General features: G+C 33.3%; 11 protein-coding genes. 7 read left to right on the forward strand and 4 right to left on the reverse strand.

Going from position 1 to position 14,240, the window contains the following annotated elements; translation table 11 throughout:
* Positions 1-5 precede the first annotated feature (5 nt).
* Positions 6-683 carry a carboxypeptidase-like regulatory domain-containing protein gene (locus tag HM992_RS08750; RefSeq protein WP_179319385.1) on the reverse strand — a complete coding sequence of 226 codons (678 nt, stop codon included), beginning with the start codon at positions 681-683 and terminating at the stop codon, positions 6-8.
* 283 nt (positions 684-966) lie between these two features.
* On the reverse strand, positions 967-2,877 hold the full coding sequence (gene htpG, locus HM992_RS08755) for a molecular chaperone HtpG (RefSeq protein WP_179319386.1): 1,911 nt from the start codon (positions 2,875-2,877) through the stop codon (positions 967-969).
* Positions 2,878-3,081: 204 nt separating this feature from the next.
* On the opposite strand from htpG, the gene HM992_RS08760 reads away from it, so the two are divergent.
* The 3 genes from HM992_RS08760 to HM992_RS08770 all read left to right on the forward strand — a co-directional run bounded on the left by HM992_RS08760 (position 3,082) and on the right by HM992_RS08770 (position 6,083).
* Positions 3,082-4,092, forward strand: a complete 1,011-nt coding sequence (locus HM992_RS08760) for a 3-oxoacyl-ACP synthase III family protein (protein ID WP_179319387.1) — start codon at positions 3,082-3,084, stop codon at positions 4,090-4,092.
* Positions 4,093-4,177: 85 nt separating this feature from the next.
* Positions 4,178-4,651: a hypothetical protein gene (locus HM992_RS08765; RefSeq protein ID WP_179319388.1), complete on the forward strand. Its 474-nt coding sequence runs from the start codon at positions 4,178-4,180 to the stop codon at positions 4,649-4,651.
* A gap of 133 nt (positions 4,652-4,784) precedes the next feature.
* Positions 4,785-6,083, forward strand: coding sequence for a metal-dependent hydrolase family protein (locus tag HM992_RS08770; RefSeq protein WP_179319389.1), 1,299 nt, complete (start codon positions 4,785-4,787; stop codon positions 6,081-6,083).
* Positions 6,084-6,366: 283 nt separating this feature from the next.
* Here HM992_RS08770 and HM992_RS08775 read toward each other — a convergent pair whose 3' ends face one another.
* Positions 6,367-8,811, reverse strand: a complete 2,445-nt coding sequence (locus HM992_RS08775; RefSeq protein WP_179319390.1) for an outer membrane beta-barrel family protein — start codon at positions 8,809-8,811, stop codon at positions 6,367-6,369.
* Positions 8,812-8,916: 105 nt separating this feature from the next.
* Here HM992_RS08775 and HM992_RS08780 point away from each other — a divergent pair, with 105 nt between their 5' ends.
* The gene (locus tag HM992_RS08780; RefSeq protein WP_179319391.1) at positions 8,917-9,279 is read left to right on the forward strand and encodes a CoA-binding protein; all 363 of its coding nucleotides are present in this window, start codon (positions 8,917-8,919) and stop codon (positions 9,277-9,279) included.
* Here HM992_RS08780 and HM992_RS08785 read toward each other — a convergent pair.
* Positions 9,276-10,721, reverse strand: coding sequence for a sodium:solute symporter (locus HM992_RS08785; RefSeq protein ID WP_179319392.1), 1,446 nt, complete (start codon positions 10,719-10,721; stop codon positions 9,276-9,278). The two genes, HM992_RS08780 and HM992_RS08785, sit on opposite strands and share 4 nt — an antisense overlap.
* A 167-nt stretch (positions 10,722-10,888) precedes the next feature.
* On the opposite strand from HM992_RS08785, the gene recR reads away from it, so the two are divergent.
* The 3 genes from recR (at position 10,889) to HM992_RS08800 (ending at position 14,138) form a co-directional block, all read left to right on the forward strand.
* A complete protein-coding gene (gene recR, locus HM992_RS08790; RefSeq protein ID WP_178984629.1) occupies positions 10,889-11,506 on the forward strand; it encodes a recombination mediator RecR in 618 nt (205 codons plus the stop codon).
* 7 nt (positions 11,507-11,513) lie between these two features.
* A complete protein-coding gene (locus HM992_RS08795; RefSeq protein WP_179319393.1) occupies positions 11,514-12,614 on the forward strand; it encodes a glycosyltransferase family 2 protein in 1,101 nt (366 codons plus the stop codon).
* A 90-nt stretch (positions 12,615-12,704) separates the two neighbouring features.
* Positions 12,705-14,138, forward strand: a complete 1,434-nt coding sequence (locus tag HM992_RS08800) for a dihydrolipoamide acetyltransferase family protein (RefSeq protein WP_179319394.1) — start codon at positions 12,705-12,707, stop codon at positions 14,136-14,138.
* Positions 14,139-14,240: the final 102 nt, after the last annotated feature.

A 14,240-nucleotide genomic window follows, 5' to 3' on the forward strand; every position in this document is an offset into this window, starting at 1 on the left:
AAAGATTAGTTTCTTTTAGATTTGTAAATGTCTTTGACAGCCACTTTACCCAAAATCATACAAGAATCCACTTTCATATTAATATTGAGTTCAATTTTTGAAGCTGAATTTTTGTTTTCGATGACCACTTTTTGTGATTCAAAACCAAGATAGCTAATGATTAAAACATCTCCTATTTTTAGTTTTTCAGGAAAGGTGAAATTTCCGTCAAAATCAGTAGCAATGCCAACCGTTGAACTTTGTAAAACCACATTTGCGCCAGGAAGTGGTGAATCCCCTTCGGTTACATTACCTTTTACAATGATATTTTTTTCGAATTTATTGGCTTTAATTTCTGATGTGTTTTGTTTTGGTTCAATCGTGTTTGTTGTGTTTTGAGCCTGTGAGGTAAAACTAGAGAAGAGAGCTACACAAGCTAATCCTATGCCACTTAAAAAACTTAATCGCTTATTGTTTTTCGGTTTTTTAGTGTATTCACCTAACTGATTTTTGTTAAAACGACCACAGGTATCTTGAGTGGACTTGTTTTTAAAGAAAATGATAATTTCTTCTGCATTCATTTGCGTAAAGTCAATGACTTCTTTTTCGCATGAGCTGCAAAAACCACCTTTCTCAGTTGGTGAAAATTGATTAAAGTTTTCTGAACATGGTGTTTTAATGTCTAAGTTGAATTGATTCTGCATGATATAAAGTTTTAATGTTAGTATACCTCAAACTTAGGTATCAATTCAAGAATAGAAAACGAAGGTTTAGTTAACGCTCCTTTTTGATGCGTAACATAGCGCTTTCAGTTAGTTTGTAGAAAATAAAAAACCACTTTGAATTAACAAAGTGGTTTTAGTTTTGACTCTTGGCTCTAAAAGCGAAGCGGTCTTTTATCTATTTAATCATATAGCTACGCTGATTATTTTTGAAAGTACGTTTTTGTTATCCATATTTTAAAAAAAATATGGGACAAAAATCTACTTACTTTAATAATTCATAACTACGCTTAATAAAGTTCGTTAACTCTTCACCCTTTAAAAGACCTTGAGATAAACGCGCTAAATCTAAACTTTGCGTAATTAAACGTTCTTGTTTCTTTTTGGTTTTGGTTTCTAAAATTTCACTAACCAAAGGAGAGTTGGTGTTTACGATAAGATTGTACATCTCTGGCATATTACCAAACATCTGCATTCCGCCGCCACCAGTCTGTTGCATCTCTTTCATACGACGCATAAATTCTGGTTGCGTAATAATAAATGGAGACGCATCACTATCCATAGCTTCTAACTGTACAGCGAATTTTTCAGAAGGTATTACTTCTTTTAAAAGTGTATCTAATTCTGTTTGCTGCTCTTCAGTTAATTTTGAAATGGCAGTTTCCTCTTTCTTAATTAGGTTATCAATATGATCACCATCAACTCTCGCAAAAGAAATATTTTCTTTAGTAGTTTCTAACTTCTGAATCAAATGCGGTACGATAGGTGAATCTAATAGTAATACTTCATAACCTTTCGCTTTTGCAGCTTCAATGTAGCTGTGTTGTTGGTCTTTATTAGAAGCATAAAGAATTACTAATTTACCATCCTTGTCGGTTTGCGCTGCTTTTGTTTTGTTGAAAAGCTCTTCATACGTATAAAATTTACCGTCAACTGTTGGGTATAAAGCAAAGGCATCTGCTTTTTCGAAGAATTTTTCTTCAGAAAGCATTCCGTATTCGATAACGATTTTTATATCATCCCATTTGGCTTCAAAATCTTCACGATTTGCGTTGAATAATGATTTCAACTTATCAGCTACTTTACGAGTGATGTAAGATGAAATCTTCTTCACAGCCCCATCAGCTTGTAAGTAAGAACGCGATACGTTTAATGGAATATCTGGAGAATCAATAACACCACGTAACATGGTTAAGAATTCAGGTACAATCCCTTCAACATTATCCGTTACATACACTTGGTTTTGATATAATTGAATCTTATCCTTTTGCATGTTCATATCGTTCGTCATCTTAGGGAAATACAAGATTCCTGTTAAGTTGAACGGATAATCTACATTTAAATGAATATGGAATAAAGGCTCTTCAAATTGCATTGGATACAATTCTCTGTAGAAGCTTTTATAATCTTCATCTTCTAATTCCGTTGGCTGTTTTGTCCAAGCCGGATTAGGATTATTGATAATGTTATCTACAGTAATCTTTTTATGTGGCTCAGTCGTTTCTTTTCCTTCTGCATCTGTAGTCGTTGCAGGAGTAAATTCTGGATCGTCTATTTCTTTAGTTCCGAATTTAATTGGAATAGGCATAAACTTGTTATACTTATTCAGTAATTCACTGATTCTGTTTTCTTCTAAAAACTCTGTAGAATCTTCAGCAATATGAAGGATGATTTCTGTACCTCTAGTTTCCTTATCCGATGGTTCTAATGTAAATTCTGGAGACCCATCACATGTCCAATGTGCAGCTTCAGCACCAGTATGGGACTTAGTGATAATTTCAACTTTTTCTGCAACCATAAAAGCAGAGTAAAATCCAAGACCAAAGTGTCCAATAATTCCTGAATCTTTAGCAGAATCTTTATACTTGTCTAAGAATTCTTCTGCACCAGAAAAAGCGACTTGGTTAATGTATTTTTCAACCTCTTCGGCTGTCATCCCTAAACCTTGATCAATGATGTGAAGTTTTTTACCTTCTTTATCAATCTTAACTTCAATTATAGGATTTCCGTATTCAGATTTAGATTCACCTATACTAGTAAGGTGTTTTAATTTTAGCGTGGCATCTGTACCATTACTAATAAGCTCACGTAAAAAGATTTCGTGATCAGAGTATAAGAACTTTTTAATTAACGGAAAGATATTCTCTACCGATACATTAATACTTCCTTTTGTCATGATATATAGTTTTTTGTATTATTAATTTGAATACTATCCTATAGTCAAATAAAATACCAAGTCTTAAAATGTGACAAAGTGACACAAGTATTATGCACGCATAACGAATGTAAATTCTAATAAAAGTAAATTGTTTGAGATATCTTAAATTGCTAAACTAAATAATAAGTTTTCCAAGGTCACGGAAACGAAAATAAATTCTCGATGTACAATTCTAAAATAATAGGCTTAGGTAAATATGTGCCAGATAATATTGTAACCAATGACGACTTGTCTAAATTCATGGATACAAATGATGAATGGATCCAAGAACGCACAGGTATAAAAGAACGTCGTTGGGTAGAAAAGGGCAGTGGTGATACAACGGCAACTATGGGAGTGAAAGCTGCTAAAATTGCGATTGAACGTTCTGGGTTAGATAAAGATGATATTGATTTTATAATCTTTGCAACCTTAAGTCCAGATATGTATTTTCCTGGTCCAGGTGTACAAGTACAACATGCTTTAGATATTAAAACGGTTGGAGCTCTTGATGTCCGTAATCAATGTTCTGGTTTTGTATATGCGATGTCTGTTGCCGATAATTTTATTAAAACAGGAATGTACAAGAACATACTTGTTATTGGTAGTGAATTACATTCTCATGGTATGGATAAAACCACACGTGGTAGAGGTGTTACAGTTATTTTTGGCGATGGAGCAGGAGCAGCAGTTTTAACTCGAGAAGAAGATAATTCTAAAGGAATTTTATCAACACATTTGCATTCGCAAGGAGAACATGCTGAAGAATTAGTACTCATTGCTCCAGGAATGGGTAAACGTTGGGTAAGTGATATTTTAGCTGATAATGATCCTGATGATGTCAGTTATTTTCCACACATGAATGGACAATTTGTATTTAAAAATGCTGTGGTTCGTTTTAGTGAAGTGATTATGGAAGGTTTAATGAAAAATAAGCTTGAGGTTTCAGATATCGATATGTTAATTCCGCATCAAGCCAATTTAAGAATCTCACAATTTATACAACGTAAGTTTAAGTTAAGCGACGATCAAGTATTTAACAACATACAGAAATACGGTAACACTACAGCAGCCTCTATTCCAATTGCATTAACTGAAGCTTGGGAAGAAGGTAAAATAAAAGAAGGAGATACCGTTGTATTAGCTGCTTTTGGTAGTGGATTTACTTGGGGAAGTGTGATTATGAAGTGGTAAACAAAATCCCTTTGAAAAAAGGGATCTTATTATATTTTAAAGTAAACTATTAATAAAAAACATTATTATTTATAAGCTCTTTTAAATGATCAATAAAATTGCTTTAAAGTCAATTAGTGCTCAAATTTTAGGATTTACACTTTTACTCATTGGTTCTACTAGGCTATCGATTGCCTACAATTCAGAAATATATAAGATAATTCAAGATGGTAATTTAGAGTTAATCAACGGGGAAATGTTGAAGTCTATAATGTTTAGTGAGATATATGTTAAATTATCCGTTTTCATCCTTGGTATTATATGTTTAGGTTATTTTAACTGGAGGAATAAGATATCTATATTCAATATTTTAATTGTATCAGTTGGTTTATGGCTATTAAATTTTCTTGAGTTTTTTTCTTCTGAATTATTGACTGGTTCTTTGAATACATTTTTCGGTTTAATAACGGATGATATGTTTTATTCATTTTTTATAAGCGGTTTTTTAATTTTTATTTCTGGTATGCTGATATTATATATGAGTATAACACCTCGAAATGAAAAAGAACAAGGTTCGTAGTTAAAATCTCAAACACGATTTTTATAGTGTTATAACTAATAAAAAAGGCGTTTTAATTGCTTCATAATTAAAAGTTAAGTTTTATTTTATACTTTTAATTTTTCACTATTCGCAACCACTAAACCATACGACCATGCACAAACTATTCGTCTTATTACTCTTAGTTATTTGTTCACTAGCAAGTGTATTCGCGCAACAAAATGAAGTTTATATCAAAGCTGGTCTTTTGTACGACAGTGAACAAAATATCCTTTTAAAAAATAAAGTTATTCATGTTAAGGGGAATACTATTGTATCTATTGGAACATATAATACAATTCCTAATAATGCTGAAATTATAGATTTAACAGCACACACAGTTTTACCAGGATTAATTGATGCGCATACCCATGTTCTTTTTTCGCAAGATGCAAGCGAAGATTTTTCAGAACATAGCATTCACTCACTCACTATGGAAAGTGATGCCATAAGAACGCTTAGAGGTTCAAAACGTGCAAAATCTTATTTAGACGTTGGAATCACAACAGTGAAAGATCTTGGTAATTCAGGATTATTTCTAGATGTAGCGTTGCGTGATGCGATTAATGAAGGGACTATTGATGGCCCACGAATTTTTGCGTCAGGACCAATTATGGCCGCAACAGGTGGTCAAGTTTATGGTGTGTCACCAAAACATCAAGATCTTATCGATTTAGAATACCGGATTATAAATGGAGTAGAAGATGCTAAAATTGCGGTTAGAGAACACGTGAATCAAAAAGTTGATCTTATTAAGATTTGTGCAGACAACATTCCGAACAATACACATTTATCCATCGCAGAAATGAAAGCGATTGTAGAAACTGCCAATGGGTATGATCTTACAGTAGTTGCACATTCTATAACCAATCAATCGGCATGGAATGCCATACAGGCTGGTGTCCATGGGATTGAACATGGTTTTAATTTAGCAGATTCTACATTAACTTTAATGGCTAATAAAAAGGTGTTTTTGGTCCCTACCGAAAATAGTAAAGCCTATATGCAAACATATAGTAAACTTGCAGGTTATGACGATGATGATTTAGGTTGGATAGATAATTATTTAGATAGAATGAAAACCAGACTTGCTAGAGCCATCCAAAAAGGAGTGATCATTGTGGCAGGTTCGGATAACTACACAGATATTGGTGGCACGCGTGGTGAATCTTCAAAAGATATGTTTCATGCGTATTTTGAAGCAGGAATGAAGCCTTTAGATATTTTACAATCGGCAACTTATAGTTCTGCGCTAAATTTAAATAAGCAAAATGAAATAGGAGTTCTTAAGCCTGGTGCAAAAGCAGATATTATTGCGGTTAAAGGAAATATAACTACCGATTTTATAACGACCATAAAAGACGTCGTATTTGTAATGAAAGATGGGGATGTTTATTTCCGTAGTCAAAATTAAGCAACACTTAATTCATATAACTAAAAAAAGCCCAAACAATTACTCGTCTGGGCTTTTCAGCTATTAACCAACTTAACTAACACTATTATAAAAATTAATTTATAAATACGTTACTTAAAACTTATACTACATTAGACGTAGAAAGTTCAATTTTATTTCATGGCTTTCCTCTTTTAACGTGTATTTAACATAGAACCCGAAACGCAAGTTTCGGGTTTTCTTTATTTAATAATTAAGTACTAACACTAACCATCAACATTTTTTCAACTATTAAATAGTTTTTTTAGAACATGCCACCACCTTCTTTTACATCGTTATCGCGCTGCTTTCGAGATTTAGCTCTGTATTTTCCACCACCAAAACGGTACGATAAACTTGCTGAAATTTGTTGACTTTCCCAATTAAAACGACCGTATTGTTCATAAGGTCTTTCGCTTTCAAATTCAGCGTACATCGTATTAAAAATATCATTATAACTTAGACTGAAACTCGCTCTGTTTTCCATAAAACTATAACGCATTCCAAGATTTACCATGAGCATTTCACTCATTTCAAATTGAATATTTTTGCTTTTTCCACGGTACATTCCAAAAGCAGAAAAACTTAAACTCTTACTGACTTTAAAATTGTTAAATGCTCTTGCGCTCCATGCAACATTATCTACTTCTACGGTGTTTAAAACAATGTCTAGGTTGCTATCAAATGATTCAGCCACACTTTTTTGGGTCTGAGAGAATAAATCGAAACTAGCATTAACACTCCACCATTTTGTTGGACGATAATTTGAAGAGACTTCCACACCATAAGAGGTGCTGTTGTCAAAATTCATATTCGTCATTATTAAACGATTGATGTCTGTACGGTCAATTAGTATGGCTTGTTGAATTTCATCTTCAATAATTCTATAAAATACTCCAGCAGTTATGCTTCCTTTTTCAAATTGTCTGGTGTAATTGGTTTCTACAGAATTAGTGAATTGTGGACGTAATTCTTGATTCCCAAATTGTGAAATTAAAGGGGTACTCCATTCTGGCAATGGATTAACTTGTCCAATTCCCGGACGATCAATTCGTCTGCTATAACTAAATTGATATGAATTTTTTTCTGAAGGAGTATACGTTACAAAGGCTGAAGGGTATAATTCAAAATAATCATTTGCAAAAGGAATGTTTAATTCTTCATTGGATGCTAAATCCTTTTTATAGGCTTCTGAATCTACGTTTACCGTTTCTGCCCTTACACCAACTTGGTAACTCCATTTTTCAATTTTTTTGCCATAGGTTGCGTAAGCAGAATAAATATCCCTGGCGTAATCAAACAGGGTCGTTGTTGGAATATAGTTGCCAAGCTCATTTCTTTCACGATTATCCGACTCATAAAAAATACTAGTATCAAACAAGCGTGCTTCCAAACCTAATTCTAATTTTGTTGATTCAGATAATGGGTTAACATAGTCTAGGTTTATCGTTGTGCTATTTCTGTCAGTGTCTGTGTCTTCTATGAAATTTGGACGTTGTGAACTGTAAAATATGTTGTTAGTATCACCTATGCCTTCATAAGTGTTGTAGTCAACTTCAAGTTCTATATTATGACCTTCTTCATTAAAATCGTGCTTATAATTAAAGTTGTATTGTTGTGAATCATTATTAACCTCTCCATTCATAAATTGAGATTCATTAAGACTCGGGTCAGCCAGGTATAAAATTTCAGAATTTACTATAGGTTGCCCATTAAACGTATTTTGATTCGTAAAAATTGAAATGGTGTTTTTATCATTGAGATAATAATCGACACCAACCTTAAACAAGTGAGATTTGTTATTATTTAAAATATTAAAATTTTGCTGAATATCTTGTTCAACTCTAGTAAAGCCTCCATTATTAGCAACTTTTCGAATATTATTACCATAAGAACCGTAAAAATTGAATTTACCATTTCGGTAATTGGCATCAATAGAGCTGTTGAATTTAGCCTCAATTTCATAAGCTAAACCGACATTTAAATTACCATTAAAACCAATTTGAGTGTTTTTATGAAGTACAATATTTATAATGCCACTCATCCCTTCAGGATTATATTTTGCTGAAGGATTTGTAATGAGTTCAATACTCTTTATTGAGGTTGAAGGAATTTGTTTTAGTAATTGCTCTGCCGGAATATTAGATAATTTTCCATCGACCATAACGCGTACATTCTGGTTGCCACGTAAGCTAATAGCACCAGATTGTTGATCAACGCTAACCGAAGGTAAGTTGTTCATTATCTCACTTGCCGTTGCTCCAGCTGTTTGTAAATCTTTACCTATGGTAATAACTTTTCTATCGACGCGTTGTTGTATAGTAGAGACATCTGCAACAACCGTAACTTCATCTAAACCTGTTGATTCTTCTTCGAGTTTTATATCTCCGAGATTGGGTTTGTAGTTGCCCTTTCCTATTGTAATATTTTTATCAATGGTTTTAAAACCTACAAATTGAATCGAAACAATAACTTTTCCTTCAGGTATATTTTCGATTTCAAAGGTGCCATCATCATTAGTTATACCTCCTGTAATTATTTTATTCGCCATATCTTTAATGACGATATTTACATAAGGTAAAGGTTCATTTAATTCCGCGTCTATAACACGTCCCGAAACAGAACCGTCTTTAATATCCGAATTGGAATTGGGTTGTGCACTTACAATAGTTGATGAGACCATTATAAGCATTAGTAAAAATTGTTTCATTTTTTTGGATTAATTTTTTGATTGATTGAACACTGATTTTAATAGTAGACGACTATATTTATAATGTGTTACTCTAAATATTTTACTTAACATTATTTTAACATTATGAATAAAACAACATTAGTTATCGGAGCATCTCTAAAACCAGAGCGCTATTCTAACATTGCTATAAAACGATTAAGGAGATACCATCATGAGGTTAAAGCCTTTGGGTTAAAAGCAGGAAAAGTTGAAGATGTATCTATTGATACAGAATTGATGCCGTATAAGGACATTGATACAGTGACCTTGTATCTTAATCCGCAACGTCAAAAAACGTATTATGAATATATAATAGGATTAAATCCTAAGCGTGTTATTTTTAATCCTGGCACAGAAAATCCAGAATTTTATAACGTTTTAGAACAGCATAATATTGATTACGAAGTCGCTTGTACTTTGGTATTACTGAGCACCGGACAATACTAAGCTTTCTTTTTTATTAGAAGTAAGCCTAAAAACATTAGTAGACCATTGTAGATTAATATTTCAAATCCAATTTCGTGGCCATTAAATAATTCTTTAGAATATAAATTTAAGATATACGAAAGGAGTGGAGCCGCAATGGCTATTATCCAAACTAATTTATCTTTAATTTGAAATTTAGTCATCAGGCCAAAAGCAAATAATCCTAACAATGGTCCATAGGTATAACCTGCAGCTTTAAAGAGTTCCCAAATAACAGAGACATCTGTAAAAATCATATCGAATAGTAAGATGACTAAAACTAGTACAGCACTAAAGCCAATATGAACGCGTTTTCTTAAACCTTTTCTTTTAGTTTCAGGTTTGTTCTCTATATCTAAAATGTCGAAACAAAATGATGTAGTTAAAGAGGTTAAAGCAGAATCTGCACTAGAATAAGCAGCAGCAATTAATCCCAATAGGAAGAAAGCTGAGGTCACAATTCCTATTTCAGGAAGCATGGCTATGGTTGGGAAAAGATCATCTTTAGTTGCGGTAATGCCGTTGGCAGCTGCATATTGCGTTAACATTAACCCAAGGACTAAGAATAGAATATTGACAAAAATTAACACAATGCTAAAAGAAATCATGTTTTTTTGAGCGTCTTTTAGATTGCGACACGTTAGGTTTTTTTGCATCATGTCTTGGTCTAAACCTGTCATAGTGATGGTGATGAAAATTCCAGATAAAAAGCTCTTCCAAAAATATTGTGAATCATTACCATCTTCAAAAAAGAATACCTTACTCAGATTACTTTCTTTGGTATACGTTATAATCTCTCCAATACTATTTAAGTCTAAAGCCGAAGCCAAAAATACAATCGTGACTACTACTGAAACTAACATAAATAACGTTTGAAGCGTATCGGTGAAGATGATTGTTTTTATACCTCCTTTAAACGTGTAAAGCCAAATTAAAGCAATAGTAATTATTACGGTTATGGCAAATGGAATATCGAATAAATCAAACACTAAAAGCTGTAAAACCTTAGCCACCAAAAACAAACGAAATGCAGCACCGACTGTTCTAGAAATAAGAAATGCTATCGACCCTGTTTTATAGCTCACAATCCCAAAACGGTCTTTTAAATACGTATAAATTGAAGTAAGATTTAGTCTATAATAAAGAGGTAATAGCACATAAGCGATAATAAGATAGCCAAAAAAGTAACCAAAAACGACTTGTAAATATCCAAATTGTTTGGCTTCAATAGCACCAGGAACCGAAATAAAAGTCACTCCAGACAATGATGCTCCAATCATCCCAAAAGCGACCAAATACCACGGAGCTGATTTGTTGGCCTTAAAAAAAGCAGCATTAGAATCTTCTTTTCCTGTGAAATATGAGATTAGAATAAGCAATCCAAAATAACAAACAATTAATAATAGTATTGCTGTTGGTGACATGATGGTAAAGTTTTAGTATAATTTATGAAAGTAATGTATTTCAAAAAATATGACAGCCTTAAATCAGAATTAATTATTAAAAATAATATGGTAAGTGTTAATTTACTTAAAAATAGACTTTTAAAACAACTCCTTTTTTATGTCTAAAAATCTTTACCTTCGCAGCTATGGAATTTTCATCAAAACTCTTAGAAAACGCAGTTAACGAAATGTCGCAATTACCAGGAATAGGTAAGCGTACAGCCTTGCGTTTGGTGCTACATTTATTGCGTCAGCCAGATAGTCAAACCTTTCAATTAGCTAATGCATTGACAAAGGTGAGAGCAGAAATTAATTTTTGTAAATCGTGTCACAATATTAGTGATACCATTTTGTGTGAAATATGTTCAAACCCAAACCGAAATAGCGAATTAATTTGTGTCGTTGAAGACATCAGAGACGTAATGGCTGTAGAAAACACAAGTTCCTTTAAAGGTTTATATCATGTTTTAGGTGGAAAAATCTCTCCTATGGATGGTATAGGTCCTCAAGATTTAAATATTTCATCGTTAGTTGAAAAAGTAAAAACAGGCAAAGTGAAAGAATTAATTTTTGCCATGAGTCCAACGATGGAAGGTGATACTACAAACTTCTATATCTTTCGACAGATACAAGATTATAAAGTGGCAACTTCAACTATTGCACGAGGAGTTGCAGCAGGAAACGAATTAGAATATACAGACGAAATTACTTTAGGACGTAGTATTATAGATCGTGTACCTTTTGAAGCATCTTTAAAATCATAGTAAAATAGTGAAGCTGTCTGTCATCATATTAAATTATAATGTACGCTACTTTTTAGAATTATGTCTAAAAAGTGTGGAAGCTGCCATTGCTCATATCGATGCAGAAATTATTGTGATCGATAACAACTCTCCAGATGATAGTTGTGCTATGATAAAGCAATTATTTCCTTCAGTAAAATTAATTGAGAATAAAGACAACTCAGGGTTTTCAAAAGGAAACAATATAGGAGTCGCTCATGCTAAAGGAGAGTATTTGTGTGTTCTTAATCCAGATACTGTAGTGGCTGAAGATACATTCACCAAACTCATAAAATTTACAGAACCTAAAAAGAGTCTTGGTATTGTGGGTTGTCAGCTTATAGATGGAAAAGGGAAATTTCTTCCTGAAAGCAAACGTCATATTCCTACACCAAAAGTATCCTTAAAAAAGATACTTGGAATTACTAAAGATTATTATGCGAATGCTATTAAAATTGAAGAAACAGGAAAAGTAGATATTTTAGTCGGAGCTTTTATGTGGCTAAAAAAAGAGGTGTACGACGTTGTTGGTGGTTTTGATGAAGACTATTTTATGTACGGTGAAGACATTGATTTGTCTTATAAAGTACTAAAAGCAGGTTATGATAATTTCTATTTTGGTGACACAACCGTTATTCATTTCAAAGGAGAAAGCACATTAAAAGATGCCCAGTATGCGAAACGTTTTTACGGAGCGATGCAGATTTTTTATAAGAAGCATTTTAAGCAGAATTTTGTATTTAATACAATAGTTTGGATAGGGATTAAAATGGCGAAGCTCATGCGAAAGAGTCCTGTTGAAGAAGTCATAAAGTTGAATGCCTATTATTTATATTCAACTGATTTAGATGATACTTTGCTCAAACAATTACCAAAACCAACGCGAATTGAAACTGTAATACAAGAAGATATTAAAGATGGTAGTATGCTTGTGTACGATTTTAATATGCTGACATCGAGTGCGGTAATTGCGGATATGAAACAAAAATCTAAGCAAGAAAATATTGTTTTTAGATTTATTCCAAAAAACAGTAAATTTATCATCGGAAGTGATAGTGCAATCAATAGAGGTGAAGTACTTCATTTCTAATCTGTATTTGTTGAATAAAAATCAGCAAAACAGCGATTTTTTTAGTAATTTTGCACGCGATTAGCGAATAACGACCTACAAATTATAGATATGGCAAAGTTTGAACTTAAGTTACCTAAAATGGGAGAGAGTGTTGCAGAAGCAACCATAACCTCATGGCTTAAAGATGTTGGAGATACAATTGAGGCAGATGAAGCTGTTTTAGAGATTGCGACAGATAAAGTAGATAGTGAAGTCCCAAGTGAAGTAGACGGCATTTTAGTTGAAAAACTATTTAACGTTGATGATGTAGTGCAGGTAGGACAAACGATTGCAGTCATTGAAACGGAAGGTGGAGAAACTGTAGAGGTAAAAGCTACAGAAGCAGAACCAAAACCTGTTGCTGAGCCAGTGGCTACAAAAGTTGTGGCAGAAGTGGCGCAAACGGTAGTTGCGGCTAAAGCATCAGTGGAACCTGTAGTGTCTACTGAAGGTCGTTTTTATTCTCCATTAGTAAAAAATATAGCAAAACAAGAAGGCATTTCTCAAGCCGAATTAGATACTATTTCAGGAACAGGAAAAGATGAGCGTGTTACTAAAAACGATATTAAAGCGTATTTAGAATCTCGTAGTTCTGCACCAAGTACTGAGTCTTCTACACCAACTGTGGCAGAACCTGTTTCAGCAACAAAGAATGATGATACGAAGACGCTCGATGCTGAACGTAGTCGAAATTCAATCGAAGAAACTAAAAATGATGCAGCACCAGCTCAAGAAAAGCCAAAAGCTGAAAAGCCTACAGACAAACCAGCTGAAAAGCCAATTGCAGTTTCTGGAGGTGATGAAGTTATTGAAATGACCAGAATGGGGAAACTTATTTCAAAATATATGGTAGATTCAGTACAAACTTCGGCTCACGTGCAGTCGTTTATAGAAGCTGATGTTACTAATATATGGAACTGGAGAAAAAAAGTCAAAGATGGCTTTATGAAGCGTGAAGGTGAAAATCTAACCTTTACTCCTATCTTTATGGAAGCGATTACTAAAGCGTTGAAAGATTTTCCAATGATGAATATTTCTGTTCAAGGAGATAAAATCATTAAAAAGAAAGCTATTAATGTTGGTATGGCAGCGGCTTTACCGGATGGTAATTTAATTGTCCCTGTCATTAAAAATGCAGATCAATTGAATTTATACGGCATGGTAAAACGTGTTAATGATTTAGCAAATAGAGCACGTTTAGGACAATTAAGTCCAGATGATATACAAGGAGGAACTTATACCGTAACCAATGTTGGTACCTTTGGTAGTATTATGGGAACGCCAATTATTAATCAGCCACAAGTAGGTATTTTAGCCTTAGGAGCTATTAGAAAAACACCATCTGTAATAGAAGGTCCAGAAGGAGATTATATTGGTATCCGTTTTAAAATGTACTTGTCTCATTCTTATGATCATCGCGTTGTAAACGGAGCCCTTGGAGGACAGTTTGTAAAAGCGGTAAAAGATTATTTAGAAGGCTGGGACAGTGATAGAGAAATATAATGATGTCTAGTAAGCCAATTAATAATAAAAAGAAATCTAAACTAATTGAAGTAGGAGAAGTTATATTGTATTGGATAGGTGGAATTATTCTTATATCAGTTG

The sequence above is a fragment of the Winogradskyella helgolandensis genome, assembly GCF_013404085.1.
Classification (GTDB): domain Bacteria; phylum Bacteroidota; class Bacteroidia; order Flavobacteriales; family Flavobacteriaceae; genus Winogradskyella; species Winogradskyella helgolandensis.